Origin of the sequence: Secundilactobacillus paracollinoides, assembly GCF_001702155.1 — a bacterium.
Lineage (GTDB): Bacteria > Bacillota > Bacilli > Lactobacillales > Lactobacillaceae > Secundilactobacillus > Secundilactobacillus paracollinoides.
In genome coordinates, this window is the sequence record NZ_CP014912.1 from 1,730,195 (window position 1) to 1,747,020 (window position 16,826).

Here is a 16,826-nt window from a genome sequence, read left to right on the forward strand (position 1 = left end):
GACGTCAATGTCAGAACCAGAAGATAATTTTGTTTACTATAACGGTCGTAAGTTACGAAAAGGGTACACCACTGGCACGACTGCAACCGCTGCTTCCGTTGCAGCGGCCCAGGCCATTCTCGACCAAAAAGCGCCAGCTGTGGTTAAAGTGAATGCCGCAAACGGGACACCGGTGCAGTTTGATGTTCAGGAGTGCTCATTCGATCGTCATCATGCGAGTGTCGCGATTCAAAAGGATGGCGGGGATGACCAGGATGCTACGGATGGGATGTTGATCTATTCCACGGTGACGTTACGAGATGACCACACCATTACCCTTGATGGTGGTGAGGGGATCGGCCGGGTCACTCAGGATGGACTGGCGAATAAGCCGGGGATGCCGGCCATTAACCCAACGCCGTACAAGCTGATTCAAGAAGGGGTTCGACACGTGCTTGGCTCGGAGAAGGGCGCTGACATCGTCATTTCAGCCCCTGAAGGCGAGCGTGTTGCTAAGTTGACCTATAACCCAAAACTGGGCATTGTCGGTGGCATTTCGATCCTTGGTACAAGCGGAATCGTGACCCCGATGTCTGAGGAATCCTGGAAACATTCGATCTCGATTGAAATGAACATTCACCGCAAGCGCGGCGATACTGCGCTCATCTTAACGCCGGGTAATTATGGCGAAGATTTTCTGAAGGATGAGATGCATATTTCAGTTGATAAGCAGGTGCAGATGAGTAATTTCGTCGGCTACGTCCTTAAAGAGGTGCAACGGCTTGGGTTCACTAAACTACTGATCGTGGGCGACCTTGGCAAAATGATCAAGGTCGCTGGCGGTATATTTTCGACGCACAGTAAGGACGCCGACGCACGGGCAGAAATCATGGTTGCAAACCTCGCATTAATGGGTGCGCCACTAGATCTGATGAAAAACGTCTATGGCTGTTTGACGACCATTGCGATGATCAAATTGATCAACGAAGCCGGTTACCAAGACGTTTACCAGATGATCGTCGATAAGATCAAGGGTCGAGCCGACAAACTGTTGGCGCATAAGGAACCGAAAATCGACATCGATGCGGTGATTTTCTCACGTGATACTGGCTTTTTAGCTGCAACCAAGCCACTGAAAGAAATTGAGGCGGATTGGCAATGATCACAGTCTTAGGCATTGGTCCCGGCAGTCCAGAACTGCGCTTGCAGGGGACTGAGAATTTATTGCAACAGGCTACGCTGGTGATCGGGTCAAAACGACAGCTTGCAGGGTTTGATATACCGGCTGAAAAACAGCTTGTCCTCCCTAAACTAGCGTTGCTCAAAAAAGTACTGGTTGAACAGTATGATCAAAAAGTTGTTTTACTGGCATCCGGTGATCCATTGCTATATGGCATCGGAAGTTGGACATTGCGACAATTTGGACCGGATGACGTGACGATCATTCCCGGCATTAGCTCGATTCAGTACATGTTTCACCAGGTGGGACTAGCCATGAACGATGCTTACTTTACCAGCAGTCATGGTCGAATTCCTGACTTTGATTTTCTGCTGGCACACAAAACGATTGGCATGGTGACGGATGAGGTCATTGGTCCCTACCAGATTGCCCAAGAAGTGGTGCACCGTCATCAAAAGCGGGCAATTTACATTGGTGAACAGCTCAGCTATCCAGAAGAATGCATCAGTCAGTTTCAGCCTGAAGCCGTTCCAGATAAAAAATACAAGATGAACGTGGTGATCATAACGAATGCGTGATGAGGAATTTTTACGGACAAAGGTCCCAATGACAAAGGCTGAGGTGCGTGCAATCAGTCTTGATAAGTTACAACTGCACGGCAAGTCACAGTTCCTTGATATTGGCTCAGGGACGGGCAGCGTGAGTTTGCAGGCTGCGCTGGAATTTCCAGAACTCCAGGTGACTGCTGTTGAGAGAAATGACGATGCAGTGGCCATTATGCAGGAAAATATGGCGCGTTTTGGCACAACCAACATTTCGTTAGTCCAGGGTGAGGCACCAGCTGATATTCCAGACCAGCAATACGACGCGATTTTTGTCGGCGGCAGTGGCGCTAATTTGGAGACGATCATTGATTTTTCAGTGGCTCACTTAGTTGATAGTGGGGCACTGGTGCTCAACTTCATCCTGCAAGAAAACGCGTTTGAAGCGATGACACACCTGCAGACTGTCGCTGTTACCGACCTAGAAATGGTCGAAACGCGGATCGCAAAGTGGCACGCACTTGGCAAAGGTCACTTCTTTAAACCCCAAAATCCGACACTCGTTGTGAGTGCCATCAGAAAGGTTAGATAAATTATGACAGTAGTAAGTTTTGTGGGCGCAGGCCCTGGTGATAAAGATCTCATTACGTTGAAGGGGTATCGGCGCTTAGCTGAGGCTGACGTCGTCATTTATGCGGGTTCATTAGTGAACCCAGAGTTGCTGGATTATTGCAAAGATGGCGCGGAGAAAGATGACAGCGCTAGCATGACGCTCGAAGATATTATTGCCAAAATGCAAGAAGCTGTTGCAGCAGACAAGACAGTCGTGCGGTTACAGACTGGTGACTTTTCAATCTATGGGTCGATTCGTGAACAAATTGAAGAATTAAAAAAGCTTGATATTGGGTATGAATGCATTCCCGGTGTCAGTTCGTTCCTCGGTGCGGCATCCTCAATGGGGGTTGAATATACAGTTCCTGAAGTCTCACAAAGCGTCATTATTACCCGGATGGCCGGTCGCACACCGGTGCCTGATAGTGAATCACTGCAAAGACTCGCCAGTCATCACACTTCAATGGTGATCTTCCTCTCCGTTCAGGGTGTCGGGAAAGTTGTTCGCGAACTCTTAGCCGGCGGGTACAAAGAAACGACGCCAGCTGCCGTGATTTATAAAGCAACTTGGCCGGATGAAAAAATGGTCAAGGGGACGCTGGCGGACATTGCCATGAAGGTCAAGGAAGCGGGCATTCGTCGGACAGCCTTAATCATGGTTGGTGACTTCTTAGGTGACGACTACAGTTACTCTAAACTTTATGATGCCACGTTTACTCATACCTATCGAAAAGGAATTAAAAATGCCAAGCAATGATGGCCCAAAACTCGGTGTGATCGCATTAACGCTTCAGGGGACACGGGTTGCCCGACAGATTGCGACAGCGATGCATGGTGGCCTTTATTTACCGGCCCGCTTTGCGGCACCTGATGAGTCGTCGTTTGGTAAGGGTCAGTTTACAGTCACTTGCCAGCAGCTTTTTCAGGAAATGGATTGTGTGATCTGTGTGATGGCGACCGGAATCGTTGTGCGCACGATTGCACCACTGATCAAGGATAAAACGGTTGATCCAGCTGTCCTGGTCGTCGATGAACGTGCTCACCATGTGATCAGTCTTCTGTCTGGCCACGTTGGCGGCGCTAATGCTTGGGCGACCCAGTTAGCGACCTTGCTGGATTCTGATCCCGTTATCACGACAGCGACTGACACAGAGCACGTTCAGGCATTGGACACGCTGGCACAACAGGTTGACGGCTGGTACCCGGATTTTAAATTCAATACCAAAAAATATAACAGTCTATTGGCTGCTGGTGAGCCGGTTGAAATTTGGATCGATCCAGCGTTTAACACTTATTTTCCAGACCTAAGCGGCTTTCGAAAGCTGACCACGTTGGCCGACGCATCAGCTGATGTGCCGCTGGTCATTGTGTCTGATAAGGTGAACTTTGAAAAACGTGCTGCTAGCGTCCAGGTGATTCCTAGAGTCAATGCGTTAGGTATCGGTTGTCGAAAGAATGTGACGTTCGACATGATTCAAACTGTATTTACCCAGTTTTGTATCGAACATCAATTAGCTTGGCAATCCATTTATGCGTTGGGTTCTATCGAAAAAAAGCAGCACGAGGGCGCTATTCATTACCTGGCTGACACGCTAAATGTGCCGGTAACGTTCTATACTGCGGCGGCATTGAAACCAGCAAGCCAGCACTATCCACAGTCGACATTCGTTGCCAAAACAGTGGGTGTCGGCAACGTTGCTTGCGCTGCAGCTGAAACGCTCACTGGGCAACGAACGATCACTGATCGGTTTGCGTTGGATGAAATCACGATTGCAATGAGTCGCAAGTCGTTGTAATGCAGCGCTGCGTCATCTAAATAGCACTATCATGCCGCTTCGTTGCACCACGCAGAGTGCAATGGATCGTCACCTAACATTAAAAGACGCAAGAAGCTAGTCAAAAATCATTAAACAAAGAGGAGTACAGACATATGTTATACATCGTTGGGCTTGGCCCGGGGTCAAAGGACCTGATGACTCAAGAAGCATTAGATGTCATTGAAAAAACAGACACGATCGTTGGCTACGCAACTTATGTGCGGTTAGTACAGGACATGCTGAAGGGCAAGGAACTTGTTGTAACTGGCATGCGAGGTGAGATAGAGAGGTGCAAAAAAGCCATTGAAATTGCCCAAACGGGTAAGGACGTTGCCATTATTTCCAGTGGCGACGCTGGGATCTACGGGATGGCCGGTTTAGTATTGGAACTTGCTTCAAAGGCTGACCAGCACATCGACGTTAAGGTCGTCCCTGGTGTGACGGCAAGTATTGGTGCGGCCGCTGCGTTAGGAGCACCGTTGATGAACGATTTTTGTCACATCAGTTTGAGCGACTTAATGACCCCGTGGGATGTCATCAAGGACCGCGTGGACGCTGCAGCCAAGGCCGATTTCGTGATCTGTTTGTACAACCCGCGCAGCAAGGGACGGCCAAACAATCTGCATGAAGCACTGGCTATTATTTTGAAATACAAGTCAGAAGATACAGTTGTGGGAATCGGTAAAGACGTTGCCCGCAAGAAAGAAATTGAAAAAGTGACCACTATCAAAGACCTCGATGAGGAGGAGATCAACATGACGACGATCGTAATCGTGGGAAACAAGAACACCTACGTTGCGGACGGTCGAATGGTGACACCACGGGGGTACACCCTGTGATCTTGCTCCTTGGGGGCACGAGTGAAAGTTTAGAGGTTGCTGACGACCTGACTCAGCGTAAGGTACCGTTTATCCTATCGGTCACTACGGCATACGGTGCAGAACTAGCGCGAGCCCACGCAGCACAGGTGAGTCAACAGATCCTAACACCGGCAACCTTTCACGCGTTCTTTACGCAACACGGCGTGACACTGATTATCGACGCGACGCACCCGTTTGCAAAGGTGATCTCCAGCACGATCATGAGTGCTGCTAAGACGGACGGGATTCGCTACATCCGCCTTGAACGCACAAACGGTCTGGCCGAGGGCCCCAACTTAAAGTTATTCGATGATCTGGATGGCGTTGTGCGCTATTTACAGCAAACAACTGGCACTGTTTATCTCTCGACAGGGAGTAAGACAGCCGGTGAATACGCTGAAAAATTAGGTGTTGATCGGCTGCACGTCCGCGTCTTACCAACTGTGAAAGCCATTGGCCTAGTGGATGATGCCGGGTTTGAAGCGGACCAGATTGATGGCGTTCGTGGCCCGTTTACTGAACAACTAAACGTGGACCTGTTTCAGCGGTGCAACGCTGTAGCAGTCGTCACAAAAGAGTCTGGTCGACGCGGCGGGGTTCAAGAAAAAATGGCCGCCTGTGACGCACTTGGCATTCCGTGTTTAGTGATCAAGCGACCAACGCTGACGTATCCAGAACAGGCCGCAAGTTTATCTGAATTAACGACACTATTGGAGGGAACGCAATGAATGGTTTAGTCTCATTGATCGGTGCGGGTCCGGGAAATCCGGAGCTGCTCACCTTGCTGGGAAAACGCCGGCTAGAAGAAGCCGATGTGATCGTTTACGACCGGTTGGTGAACCCTGCGATGTTGGCACCATACGCGGCCGAAAAGATCGATGTCGGGAAGTTACCGTTGCATCATAAGGTCAGCCAGTATCAGATCAACGATATGCTGGTGGACTTGTCCAAAGCCGGTAAGCGGGTGGCGCGACTCAAAGCGGGCGACCCCTACGTGTTCGGGCGCGGCGGCGAAGAAGGTCAATACTTGAGTAAAAATAAGATTCCCTTTGAAGTCGTCCCTGGCCTCACGAGCGCAATTGCGGGCTTGGCAGCCGCGGGAATTCCAATTACTCACCGTGATTTTGCGTCGAGTTTTCACGTCATTACTGGCCATCGCAAGTCAAATGGTAAGGAACTGGATTGGGAAAATATCGCGCATCAGGAAGGCACCATTGTTTTCCTGATGGGCATGGCCCAGCTGCCAACTATTACGCAGGAACTGATGGCGCATGGGATGGCGGACACGACGCCCGTTGCCGTGGTGCAGTGGGCAACACATTGGAAGCAGCGGGCAGTCTCCTCAGACTTGGCGAACATTGTCAAACTGGTTGAAGAAACGAAAATAACCTCGCCAGCGCTTATCGTTGTTGGCGGTGTCGTTCAACTCATGGGAGACCTTCAACCGCACCAACCGCTTCAGGGACTGCACCTTTTAATTCCGTATAAACAGGATTCTAAATTGTGCAACGCACTGCAGGATGAGGGTGCTGCAGTTAACTTCTTTGACCGACGTGTGAAGCGACCATTGGCGTTTGATCTACCAGATTTCAACGCTGGCGGTACGCTGATTGTGATCGACTTTGCGGCCTTTCACTATTTTCAGGAGCGGCTCTTGACAATGGGCATTGACAACCGGGCGTTGACGAATTGGAAACTGGTTGCCTGCAACCACATCGTGAAGTACCGGCTGCAACAAGATGGCCTGCTGGCAGACGAGTTGTATGATCCGCAAAAGTTAGACTATCAGCGCCCGGTTGTTTTCATTGGCGAAAAGACGGCACTCACGAGCTATAAGCCAGCAATCAAAGCAGATTATCTAGCAACCTACCAAAGTGAGACCGTGGACCAGTCAATCGACCTGAACGCGTTTCACGGAATCGTGTTTCCCAGTTCGGCTGCTGTGGCTGACCTCTACACCGGTTGCACGAGTGATGAACAGGAACTCATGCGGCACATGCGGTGTTTTGCAATGGGCCAGACAGTTGCTGATGAGTGCCAAAAACGGGGTCTCCAAAACGTGATCGAAGTTAAACCAAGTTACGATAATGTGATTCAAACAGTAAGGAAGGTCTTTGCACGATGAGTAAAACAGCACTATTGATCGTTAGTTTCGGCACGACCTATCCACAAACGCGACACGAAACGATTGAAGCCACGGAAAACGCCTTTCAAATGGCATTTCCGGATGCTGAAGTCTTTCGTGCGTTTACGTCAAAAATCGTGGTGTCGCGCATCAAACAAAACGAAGACATAACTATTGATTCCCCACAAGAAGCGATTGCTAAGATCAGCGCGGCGGGATTTGATACCCTGTATGTGCAATCGTTGCATTTGATTCCAGGCATTGAATACCATCAGGTTGAAGATGCCGTTCGCGCATCAGCGAGTCACTTCAAGCGGGTGGTCATCGGCCGGCCGTTGCTGAATGACTTTGCTGACTATCAGGCAATCGTGCACTTTCTAAAACAGATCGGCAGTCCGCTCGCAGCTGATGAAGCCGTCCTCTTTATGGGGCACGGTACGGCTAACAGTGCGTTTACCGCCTACGCGTGCTTGGATCACATGTTGATGGACAGTCAGCATTATATGGGGGCTGTGGAGAGTTACCCCGACATCCAGTTTGAGATTGGTCGGTTGAAAGCCGCTGGTACCAAAAAAGTTCGGTTACAGCCCTTTATGCTGGTCGCTGGGAATCACGCCCACAACGACATGGCATCTGATGCACCTGATTCTTGGCAGTCACAATTGCAACGCGCAGGGATTCAGGTCACGCCTGTCCAAAAGGGCATGGGCGCTTATCCTGAGATTCAGCAGCAGTTCGTAGCGCATTTAAAACGTCAGTTGGCCGCACCTTCGGCCGCTGAAACGAAAGGCGGAATGTAAGCATGGCAACATTTTACGGCATTGGCGTTGGCCCTGGTGACAGCGAGTTGATGACGATTAAGGCGGTCAACACGATCAAAGCCCTTGATGTCCTGTACGCCCCCAAGGCGCATAACGACCAACCAAGCGTGGCAGAAAAAATTGCGGCGCCGTACTTTTCAGCCCAGTTGACAATCAAACGGCGCCGGTTTCCAATGGTCAAGAACCTGGCAGAAAAACAGGCGAGTTGGCAAGCCATTGCTGAAGAAATCGTTACCGACGTTCAAGCAGGCAACGAGGTCGGCTTCATTACACTGGGTGACGCATCCGTATATAGTACCTATAGCTACTTGCTGGATATTATTGGTAATCGCATTAGTGTTGAAACACTGGCCGGCATTTCATCATACTCCCAAATTGCAGCGACCATTTCGACACCCTTAATGCTTGATGATGAATTGCTGGAAATTATTCCGGCAACCGCGGATGAAACAGCCATCGCCACCGCCATTGATGATAATGACAACGTGGTCATGATGAAGATTTCAGCCAACTTACCGCTGGTCTATGCGCTGCTTGAGAAACGCAATTTGTTGGACCACGCGCTCATCATTAGTAACGCATCAATGCGCACACAACAAACAGTCAAGTTGTCGGAAGTGGATTCAACGGAAAAATTGCCCTACTTCTCAACATTATTATTGAAGAAAACATATGCGTTTTGAGTTTCAGGTCTTTTCGTTTTGTCTTTGAGGGCGTTGGGTTCCTTGATTGGTAACGCTACTAAAGCAAAAGCCACGCTCATTTTAAAGTGGCAGATAAGATCGAAAAGACCCTACATACATGGTGGCCGCATCCCGGTCAAGACCATGAGTGTGACGCACGATCACGCGTCATTTATAAGAATCGATGACCATTGATGAATTCAGGAGGGTTGATTAGATTATGGGCACACAATCAATCATGTTTCAGGGGACCGCGTCGGATTCAGGCAAGAGCTGGGTTGCGGCCGGGCTTTGCCGGATATTGAAGAATCGCGGCTTAAAGGTTGCCCCGTTTAAATCACAAAATATGGCACTCAACTCATACATTACTGCGGATGGCAAAGAAATGGGCCGCGCGCAGGTGTTTCAGGCAGAGGCGGCTGGCGTTGCACCAGACGTGCGGATGAACCCGCTACTACTTAAACCGTCGACGGACAAGGAATCACAGGTCGTCTTTATGGGGAAGGTCCTGACCGACATGACGGCGGTTGAATACCAGAATCACAAGATGGCGCTTAAAGACCGCGTGTTAGCCACGTACCGGTCATTAGCTGCTGAAAATGATGTGATGGTGCTGGAAGGGGCTGGCAGTCCAGCAGAAATTAATCTCGATACCAAGGGCCTGGTCAACATGGGCATGGCTGAAATGGCCCACGCACCAGTGATCCTCGTTGCGGATATTGATAAGGGCGGCATGTACGCCTCAATTTATGGGACGATCAAACTGTTGCCTGAAGAAGACCAAAAGAGGCTCAAGGGCATCATTGTCAATAAGTTTCGCGGTGATGCTAGTCTACTGAAGCCCGGCAATGATATGATTGAAGAATTGACTGGTGTGCCGGTGATCGGTGTCATTCCGATGACTGACGTTGACCTGGATGAAGAAGATAGCGTGGCCTTGGAACGCAAGTCGCGAGTCATGGATACGACCAAGGACTTGGATGTGGCCGTGATGGCACTCCAGAAATTATCGAACTTTACTGATTTTCACAGTCTTGAAATTCAACCGGATGTTTCCGTTCGGTACGTGGTTAAGCCAGAAGACCTTGGCAACCCCGACTTACTGATCTTGCCAGGGAGTAAAAACACCAACGAAGATATGGCCTATCTGCGCGAGCATGGATTCGTGTCAGAAATTCAGGCGCTGCATGAACGAAAAACACAAATTGTTGGCATTTGCGGCGGTTATCAGATGTTGGGCAGTAAGCTCCATGACCCGAACCATGTTGAATCTGATATTACTGATCAAGACGGCTTACAGTTATTGGATATTCAAACGACCTTTACCGGTGAAAAAACGACCACTCAAGCGATTGCACAGCATGCAGGCACGGATTTGCACGGCTATGAGATTCACATGGGTGAAACCAGTTTAGGGGTAAACGCCAGCCCATTTTCAACGATTATTGAAAATAACGGGCAACCGGAGGATCGTTTAGACGGTGCGGTCAATGCTGATGGCAGCGTGTGGGGCACCTACCTGCATGGGATATTTGATAATACGGCATGGACGCGCCAATTATTGGATCAGCTTCGGGTTGCAAAGGGGCTCCAGCCACTACATGCCAAGAACGAAACAATGGCTGAGTATAAGGAAGCCCAGTACGAAAAATTAGCGAAAATTGTCGAAGAAAACGTCGATATGGCTAAGATTGATGACATTTTAGCTGCGTCTGACGTGGATTACAGGAAGTGAACCTCGTGAATTATCCATACCCAATCAATATTGATCTGAGTCGCAAGCAGGTCGCCGTCATTGGCGGCGGGAAGATTGCCGCTAGGAAAGTAGCCGGTCTGCTGGACGCTAAATCGAACGTCTTTGTGATCAGCCCATCGCTGTGCGACAAAATTGATCCGGCAAAAATCACCTGGATCAAAAAAGACTACGCAACGGGCGATATTGCCGACATGGATCTGATTATTGCCTGCACCAATAGTCGTCGCGTCAATCGGCAGGTCACAAAAGACGCGACTCACTTTCAATTAGTTAACGACGCGAGTGATAAAAAACAGTCTGACTTTTTCAATGTGGCGCGCGTTGAGTCAAAAAATTTGCTGGTGACCGTCTCAACGAAGGGCAAATCACCAACTAAGGCCAAGCAGATCAAAAAAGAAATTCGCCAGTGGCTGGAAACGAGACACTGGTTTAATCAGGAGGAGGGTTAACCCATGTTTGTCATCTACGTCAGTCTGAACTATCAACAGCTGCCGATCACGACCCGAGAACAGCTCGTTTTCAGTAAGGATGAGCTGACCCGGGCGAACGCACTGTTAAGTGACGAAAAATCGATCCTCGAAAATATGATATTATCAACGTGTAACCGAACCGAAGTTTACGCCGTGGTCGACCAGATCCATACCGGCCGATACTATATCAAACGGTTCTTAGCGAACTGGTGTCATGTCAGTATTGACCAAATCACACAGTGGGCGCAGATCGGGTTTAAACAGGACGCGGTTGCCCACTTGTTGCGTGTGACAACTGGGTTAGAGTCGCTGATCGTCGGCGAGCCGCAGATCCTAGGACAGGTGAAGGAAGCCTTTTTTACCGCTAGAGATCAGGGAACAACGGGGGTCATCCTTAACCATCTGGCTAAAACTGCTATCACGTTTGCTAAGAAACAACACACAACGTATCGGGTCAGTGAACTGGCTAAAACATCGGGACAGACTGGGTTACATCAAATTAAACTGAGTTTGAAAGACCTGACTGACAAGCATTTAGTCATTGCCGGTCTTGGTGATGTCGGCACTCATGTCCTAAAAAATGCAAGTACCATGGGTTTTCAAGACATCACCATTTTAAATCGGACAAACGAGCGGGCGACCGCGCTTGCCGCTAGCTATGGTGAGACGGTGCAGGCAGCTGATTGGGATAAACTGGCTGTTGCGGCTAACGCTGCGGATGCTGTGGTTTTAGCAACCTCAGCTAAACAGCCGGTGCTCAACGGCCATACCTTGGCGAGTGGCGCAACCAATTTGAAGACGGTCGTTGATCTGGGTGTGCCGCGTAACGTCCACAGTGAGGACCTACCAACTGAAATCACCTACTTTGACATTGACCATCTGACGGCGATTATCTCTGAAAACCAAATGGCTAAGGGTGAGATGCTTGAAGCGATGGCAGCCCAAGTACCAGCGGCAGTTGATGCCTTCTTTGTTTGGCAGCAACAGCTTCACGTGGTGCCCGTCATTCAAGAGATTCGTGAGTCGGCACTGGACGTTGAGAAAACCGCGTACGACAGTTTATTGCGTAAACTGCCAGAGCTAGATGCCCATCAGCGCAAAGTAATCAGCAAGCACATGAAATCGATCATCAACCAGATGATTCTTGGTCCCATTAAGAGTGTGAAGGAACTCTCTTTGCAGGATGATGCTGACTTGGACCTCGCGTTTGTTTGCCAGATCTTTGGTCTTTCAACGGACTTAGTTAAACAGGAGCAGCCTTATGAAAAATGAAGTTATTGTTGGATCCCGTAAATCGCTGCTGGCCATGTGCCAATCTAAATTGGTCATCGCAGCCTTACAGGAACGCTTCCCAAACATCACGTTTAAGATCAAGGAAATCGTGACGCAGGGGGACCGTAATTTAAAAGATAGTTTACAAAAAATGGGTGGGAAGGGCGTTTTTGTGAAGGAAATCGAGGCCCAGCTGCAAACTGGCGAGATCGATTTTGCGGTTCACAGTCTAAAGGACGTCATGCCTGTCTTACCGGATGATCTGATGATTGGGGCCATTCCCAAGCGTGAGTCGCCGTTTGATTGTCTGATCAGCCCGCGGAAGTTTTCGAGCTTAACAGATCTACCCGAGGGGGCGCGCATTGGCACGAATAGTTTGCGCCGTCAGGGCCAACTGCTGCATTTGCGCCCGGATGTTCAGGTGATTCCAATTCGTGGTAACGTGGATACGCGCATCAAGAAAATTGAAACGGAACACCTGGATGGCGTTATCTTGGCCGAATCGGGGTTGGATCGCCTGCAAGTGCCATTAGATGGGCTCTACCGTCTAAGCTTGAAGGATGATATCCTGCCTGCAACGGGGCAGGGGGCACTCGCCATCGAATGTCGCAAAACAGATGCCGACACCTTGGCCCTGTTGAGTACGATCGACGATGCAACAACCCAACTGAACGTTCGCGTGGAACGCGACTTTCTGCGTGCTCTTGGTGGCAGCTGCAATTACCCAATTGGCGCCTTTGCTGAGACGACTGGCAGTCAGGTCACCTTTAAAGGCCTGGTTGCATCGCCGGATGGCCACCATTTATTCAACAAAATAGTCCAGGGCGCGCCTGAGGATAACCTTGGCCAACAAGCTGCTGAGACATTAATTTCAGAAGGCGCTTTGAAATTAATTGAATCAACGTTAAAATAAATTTATAAGCTGGATGGTGACGCTTACTTGCTGACAATGCGGTAAGCGGTCGACACCCAACAGAAAGAAGCGTTTATCATTATGGTTACATTTGATCGTCATCGTCGTTTAAGAAGCAGTGCTGCAATGCGTGATCTCGTCCGCGAGACGCACTTGGAAAAGTCTGATCTCATCATGCCGGTTTTCGTAGATGCCACGATTTCTGATAAGGAAGAAATTGCCTCCATGCCTGGCATTTTCCGGTATAGTCTCAATACGATCTTAGATGAAATTAAGGAAATCGTTGATCTTGGTATTCAGTCGATCATCATTTTTGGGATTCCAGATCACAAGGATGACGTCGGGTCAGGCGCGTGGGAGGATGACGGCATTGTGCAACAGGCCATCCGTAAGATCAAGGCAGCCTACCCAGACCTCATTGTCATTGCCGACACCTGTATGTGTGAGTACACATCCACTGGCCATTGCGGAATCGTGAGGGATCACAAAGTGTTAAATGATGAATCACTTAAATACAACACTAAGGTTGCGGTCAGCCAAGTAAAGGCCGGGGCTGACATGGTTGCGCCATCAAATGCGATGGACGGGTTTGTTGCCGCTATTCGTGAGGGCTTGGATAAAGCTGGTTATATCGAAACGCCGATCATGGCTTATTCCGTTAAGTTTGCATCAAGCTTCTACGGCCCATTCCGGGATGCTGCTGACGGCGCCCCACAATTTGGCGATCGTAAAGGCTACCAGATGGATCCGGCTAACCGTCTTGAAGCAATTCGGGAAATGAAGAGTGATGAAGCCGAAGGGGCTGATCTTACCATGGTCAAGCCAGCGATGGCGTTTGCTGATATCATTCGTGATGTGCGTAACAACACCAATTTGCCGCTCGTGGCCTATAACGTTTCAGGCGAATGTGCGATGGTTAAAGCGGCTGCCGCAAATGGCTGGATCAATGAAGAACAGATCGTTAACGAAGTGCTGGTGGGGCTTAAGCGTGCTGGTGCTGATCTGATCATTACCTATTTTGCGAAGGAAGTTGCTGCTCGGATGGCTCAGTAGTCGGGATGTGTTGAGGCGTTTGCGTTTAATCTGTGTTTTAGATAATAATGAAACGACTTAACCGGCAACGGCAATACTCATTAAGAAGGGAACCAAACACATTGAAGAATTTTGACAACTCAAAAAAAGCGTTCAAGGAAGCGCAGGGTTACATGCCAGGTGGTGTGAATAGTCCAGTTCGTGCGTTCAAGAACGTGGGTGGCGACCCGCTGTTTATTAAACAGGGAAAAGGGTCACACATTGAAGATATTGATGGGAATACGTACATTGATTACGTGCTCTCGTGGGGACCGCTGATCTTAGGTCATGCTGATGATCAGGTCGTGAGTGCGCTCCAAGCAGCCACGGCGAAGGGAACCAGCTACGGTGCGCCAACAGAATTGGAAACACAGCTGGCAAAGAAGATCCGCGAGATCGTCCCATCCGTTGAAATGATGCGGATGGTGTCCTCTGGGACGGAAGCCACGATGAGTGCGATTCGTCTAGCCCGCGGTTTTACCCACCGTGATAAGATCGTTAAGTTCATTGGGAACTACCATGGGCATAGTGATTCATTGCTGGTTGACGCGGGTTCCGGGTTAGCCACGTTTAACATCAACACGTCGCCAGGTGTGCCAAAGGATTTGGCTTACGATACCTTGACCGTGCCATATAACGATGTTGAAGGCATCAAGGCCGTGTTCGAAAAGAACGGACCAGAAATTGCCGCTGTGATCGTTGAACCAATTGCGGGAAACATGGGTGTAATCCCTGGGACCCAAGAATTCCTGGATACGTTACGGCAACTGACAACTGACGCAGGATCACTGCTGATTTTTGACGAAGTGATGTCCGGTTTCCGGGCAGCCTACCATGGTGCGCAGAGTTTGTACCACATTAAGCCAGACCTGACCACACTTGGTAAAGTTGTTGGCGGCGGCTTGCCCGTTGGCGTCTTTGGCGGCCGGCGCGACATTATGGAACACATTACGCCGGATGGCAGTGTTTACCATGATGGGACACTGTCAGGTAATCCCCTTGCGATGACTGGTGGGTTGAGCACGCTTAATCAGCTGAATGATAACCTATACAAGAAAATGACGGCTAAAACGACGCGGTTAGTTGAAGGCATCAAAGCCGCAGCAGATGCGCACGATGTACCGATCACAGTGCACCACGTTGGGACGATGTGGAGCTACTTCTTCAACGGTGGCGACGTCAACAACTTTGCGGACGTGCAAGCCAGCGATGTGGCCTACTTTGCGAAATTCTTTAAGCAGTTGCTGCAACAGGGTATCTACACGGCACCATCACAGTTTGAAACGAACTTTATGTCGAGCAAACACACGACGCAAGACATTGACGACACGATTCAGGCGTTCAACGATGCGTTCGACGCCGTGAATAACGGGTAAAACAGATGAAAAATACACAGTTTCGAGACTTAACGTTAGCACCGATCACTTCTGAGGAATCACTCGTGATCGCGTGCGACAGCAGTGCCGGAATTGGGGAGAAAAAAGCAGACGTTGTAGCCGTTGATCCAGCTATTACGGCTGCTTATTCTTTAAGGGTTCCCTTGCTCGAGTTAATGTGCTATGGTGCCCAACCCATAACGGTGATCGATACGATCGGCAATGAGCTGGTGCCGACAGGTGAAAAAATGATTGCGGGGGTGCGTGCCGAAATGGCGCGGGCGAAGTTAGCTGATGTGCCGCTAAATGGCAGTACCGAAGATAACATGGCCACAATTACAACCTCCATTGGTATTACGGTGATCGGCCGCATTCAAAATAACATGATGCCGACGACCGCAACGGCTGAATTGACAGTTTTCCAGCTGGGGGTGCCGTATGTTGGCGATGAAGTGGTTGCCCATTTGGACAGCATTTTCAGTTATGATACGGTGCGCCAAATCAGGCAACAGTCTGCAGTGGTGGACATGCTGCCGGTTGGATCAAAAGGCGTCACCTATGAGCTCGGCCAGATGGCGCAGACTCACGGACTTGCTATTCATTATCTGGTCGACAGTGAAGCGCCAGCGTTGCACACGTCAGCAGGGCCGGCAACGGTTGTGCTGGTTGCTGTGACAAAAACGCAGGCGGCGGAAGTGACCCAGAAATTTCCAGAATTAGTTGCGATTGCGGACTTGAAGGAGGCGATAAAATGACAAACAGCTTAACACTCGTGACGGGCGGGGCAAAGAGCGGTAAATCCGTGTTTGCCGAGCAGTCTCTTCAAGATGATGCGCGAGTCTGTTATATTGCCACTGGCGTGATGACGCAACCGGATCCGGAGATGCAGTTGCGTATCAAAACGCACCAAAAACGGCGGGAAGCCAAGAATTGGGTGACTGAGGAGCGTTTTAAACAAGTTGGTGAGTTTGTGGCTTCCAGTCAATACGATGCCTATCTGCTGGATGATGCTACGATGCTCAATACCAACTTATTTTACGATTGGGCAATTGAATTTGCTAGTTCGCGCCATCTTGAGCTTGATGATGCCATCGACCAGATGACAAGCGATGAGATTGCCACGGTCAGCCACCTTATTTTTGAGGCGTGGGAAAGCATCATTTCAGCCTTGCAGAAAACCAGTCAGTCAATGGTGATCGTGACTAACGAAACAGGTCTGGGCATCGTCCCGGCAACGAAGCAGACCAGAATATTGCGAGATATTTATGGTCAAGTTAATCAGCGTCTGGCCCAAGCCGCGGACCATGTGTATTTTGTCGTCAGTGGATTACCGCAACAGTTGAAATAAT

Annotated in this window: 18 protein-coding genes; all 18 read left to right on the top strand. The window is 49.6% G+C overall.

What is annotated here, in order from left to right:
* The first annotated feature begins 7 nt into the window (after nt 1-7).
* The 18 genes from cbiD (at nt 8) to AYR61_RS07340 (ending at nt 16,825) form a co-directional block, all read left to right on the top strand.
* Entirely contained in the window at nt 8-1,141 is a 1,134-nt protein-coding gene (gene cbiD, locus AYR61_RS07255) for a cobalt-precorrin-5B (C(1))-methyltransferase CbiD (RefSeq protein WP_054707906.1), read from the top strand.
* Nucleotides 1,138-1,737, top strand: a complete 600-nt coding sequence (locus tag AYR61_RS07260; protein WP_065902391.1) for a cobalt-precorrin-7 (C(5))-methyltransferase — start codon at nt 1,138-1,140, stop codon at nt 1,735-1,737. Before cbiD ends, AYR61_RS07260 begins: the two co-directional genes overlap by 4 nt.
* Nucleotides 1,730-2,293 (top strand): decarboxylating cobalt-precorrin-6B (C(15))-methyltransferase, encoded by a 564-nt coding sequence (locus AYR61_RS07265; RefSeq protein WP_054707909.1) that lies wholly within the window; start codon nt 1,730-1,732, stop codon nt 2,291-2,293. The genes AYR61_RS07260 and AYR61_RS07265 overlap by 8 nt, the downstream gene beginning before the upstream one ends.
* A 3-nt stretch (nt 2,294-2,296) precedes the next feature.
* Nucleotides 2,297-3,070, top strand: coding sequence for a cobalt-precorrin-4 methyltransferase (locus tag AYR61_RS07270; protein WP_054707910.1), 774 nt, complete (start codon nt 2,297-2,299; stop codon nt 3,068-3,070).
* Entirely contained in the window at nt 3,057-4,109 is a 1,053-nt protein-coding gene (locus AYR61_RS07275; RefSeq protein WP_065902393.1) for a cobalt-precorrin 5A hydrolase, read from the top strand. Before AYR61_RS07270 ends, AYR61_RS07275 begins: the two co-directional genes overlap by 14 nt.
* Nucleotides 4,110-4,243: 134 nt before the next feature.
* Entirely contained in the window at nt 4,244-4,969 is a 726-nt protein-coding gene (gene cobJ / locus AYR61_RS07280; RefSeq protein ID WP_054707915.1) for a precorrin-3B C(17)-methyltransferase, read from the top strand.
* Nucleotides 4,966-5,718 carry a precorrin-6A reductase gene (gene cobK / locus AYR61_RS07285; RefSeq protein ID WP_054707918.1) on the top strand — a complete coding sequence of 251 codons (753 nt, stop codon included), beginning with the start codon at nt 4,966-4,968 and terminating at the stop codon, nt 5,716-5,718. The genes cobJ and cobK overlap by 4 nt, the downstream gene beginning before the upstream one ends.
* Complete coding sequence (gene cobA, locus AYR61_RS07290; RefSeq protein ID WP_065902395.1) at nt 5,715-7,115, top strand: uroporphyrinogen-III C-methyltransferase; 1,401 nt, start codon at nt 5,715-5,717, stop codon at nt 7,113-7,115. The genes cobK and cobA overlap by 4 nt, the downstream gene beginning before the upstream one ends.
* Nucleotides 7,112-7,915 (top strand): sirohydrochlorin cobaltochelatase, encoded by an 804-nt coding sequence (locus AYR61_RS07295; RefSeq protein ID WP_054707923.1) that lies wholly within the window; start codon nt 7,112-7,114, stop codon nt 7,913-7,915. Before cobA ends, AYR61_RS07295 begins: the two co-directional genes overlap by 4 nt.
* A gap of 2 nt (nt 7,916-7,917) precedes the next feature.
* Nucleotides 7,918-8,619, top strand: coding sequence for a cobalt-factor II C(20)-methyltransferase (locus tag AYR61_RS07300; protein WP_054707926.1), 702 nt, complete (start codon nt 7,918-7,920; stop codon nt 8,617-8,619).
* 220 nt (nt 8,620-8,839) lie between these two features.
* Entirely contained in the window at nt 8,840-10,354 is a 1,515-nt protein-coding gene (locus AYR61_RS07305; RefSeq protein WP_065902397.1) for a cobyric acid synthase, read from the top strand.
* Nucleotides 10,355-10,359: 5 nt separating this feature from the next.
* Nucleotides 10,360-10,824 (top strand): precorrin-2 dehydrogenase/sirohydrochlorin ferrochelatase family protein, encoded by a 465-nt coding sequence (locus AYR61_RS07310; RefSeq protein ID WP_065902399.1) that lies wholly within the window; start codon nt 10,360-10,362, stop codon nt 10,822-10,824.
* Between the two features lie 3 nt (nt 10,825-10,827).
* Complete coding sequence (hemA, locus tag AYR61_RS07315) at nt 10,828-12,117, top strand: glutamyl-tRNA reductase (protein ID WP_065902401.1); 1,290 nt, start codon at nt 10,828-10,830, stop codon at nt 12,115-12,117.
* Nucleotides 12,107-13,030: a hydroxymethylbilane synthase gene (gene hemC, locus AYR61_RS07320; protein WP_065902403.1), complete on the top strand. Its 924-nt coding sequence runs from the start codon at nt 12,107-12,109 to the stop codon at nt 13,028-13,030. The genes hemA and hemC overlap by 11 nt, the downstream gene beginning before the upstream one ends.
* Nucleotides 13,031-13,111: 81 nt before the next feature.
* A complete protein-coding gene (hemB, locus tag AYR61_RS07325) occupies nt 13,112-14,083 on the top strand; it encodes a porphobilinogen synthase (RefSeq protein WP_065902405.1) in 972 nt (323 codons plus the stop codon).
* A gap of 47 nt (nt 14,084-14,130) precedes the next feature.
* The gene (gene hemL / locus AYR61_RS07330; RefSeq protein ID WP_191982227.1) at nt 14,131-15,477 is read left to right on the top strand and encodes a glutamate-1-semialdehyde 2,1-aminomutase; all 1,347 of its coding nucleotides are present in this window, start codon (nt 14,131-14,133) and stop codon (nt 15,475-15,477) included.
* 5 nt (nt 15,478-15,482) lie between these two features.
* Nucleotides 15,483-16,232, top strand: a complete 750-nt coding sequence (locus tag AYR61_RS07335) for a hypothetical protein (RefSeq protein ID WP_054707958.1) — start codon at nt 15,483-15,485, stop codon at nt 16,230-16,232.
* Nucleotides 16,229-16,825, top strand: coding sequence for a bifunctional adenosylcobinamide kinase/adenosylcobinamide-phosphate guanylyltransferase (locus AYR61_RS07340; RefSeq protein ID WP_065902412.1), 597 nt, complete (start codon nt 16,229-16,231; stop codon nt 16,823-16,825). Before AYR61_RS07335 ends, AYR61_RS07340 begins: the two co-directional genes overlap by 4 nt.
* The last annotated feature ends 1 nt before the right edge of the window (nt 16,826 follow it).

What these genes read in the sequence shown, in the direction of transcription:
- AYR61_RS07265 (WP_054707909.1), top strand. Translation starts at nt 1,730, where the DNA reads ATGCGTGATGAGGAATTTTTACGGACAAAGGTCCCAATGACAAAGGCT.
- hemB (WP_065902405.1), top strand. Translation starts at nt 13,112, where the DNA reads ATGGTTACATTTGATCGTCATCGTCGTTTAAGAAGCAGTGCTGCAATG.
- AYR61_RS07270 (WP_054707910.1), top strand. Translation starts at nt 2,297, where the DNA reads ATGACAGTAGTAAGTTTTGTGGGCGCAGGCCCTGGTGATAAAGATCTC.
- hemA (WP_065902401.1), top strand. Translation starts at nt 10,828, where the DNA reads ATGTTTGTCATCTACGTCAGTCTGAACTATCAACAGCTGCCGATCACG.
- hemL (WP_191982227.1), top strand. Translation starts at nt 14,131, where the DNA reads ATGAAACGACTTAACCGGCAACGGCAATACTCATTAAGAAGGGAACCA.
- AYR61_RS07260 (WP_065902391.1), top strand. Translation starts at nt 1,138, where the DNA reads ATGATCACAGTCTTAGGCATTGGTCCCGGCAGTCCAGAACTGCGCTTG.
- AYR61_RS07305 (WP_065902397.1), top strand. Translation starts at nt 8,840, where the DNA reads ATGGGCACACAATCAATCATGTTTCAGGGGACCGCGTCGGATTCAGGC.
- AYR61_RS07335 (WP_054707958.1), top strand. Translation starts at nt 15,483, where the DNA reads ATGAAAAATACACAGTTTCGAGACTTAACGTTAGCACCGATCACTTCT.
- AYR61_RS07295 (WP_054707923.1), top strand. Translation starts at nt 7,112, where the DNA reads ATGAGTAAAACAGCACTATTGATCGTTAGTTTCGGCACGACCTATCCA.
- AYR61_RS07275 (WP_065902393.1), top strand. Translation starts at nt 3,057, where the DNA reads ATGCCAAGCAATGATGGCCCAAAACTCGGTGTGATCGCATTAACGCTT.
- cbiD (WP_054707906.1), top strand. Translation starts at nt 8, where the DNA reads ATGTCAGAACCAGAAGATAATTTTGTTTACTATAACGGTCGTAAGTTA.
- hemC (WP_065902403.1), top strand. Translation starts at nt 12,107, where the DNA reads ATGAAAAATGAAGTTATTGTTGGATCCCGTAAATCGCTGCTGGCCATG.
- AYR61_RS07300 (WP_054707926.1), top strand. Translation starts at nt 7,918, where the DNA reads ATGGCAACATTTTACGGCATTGGCGTTGGCCCTGGTGACAGCGAGTTG.
- cobA (WP_065902395.1), top strand. Translation starts at nt 5,715, where the DNA reads ATGAATGGTTTAGTCTCATTGATCGGTGCGGGTCCGGGAAATCCGGAG.
- cobJ (WP_054707915.1), top strand. Translation starts at nt 4,244, where the DNA reads ATGTTATACATCGTTGGGCTTGGCCCGGGGTCAAAGGACCTGATGACT.
- AYR61_RS07340 (WP_065902412.1), top strand. Translation starts at nt 16,229, where the DNA reads ATGACAAACAGCTTAACACTCGTGACGGGCGGGGCAAAGAGCGGTAAA.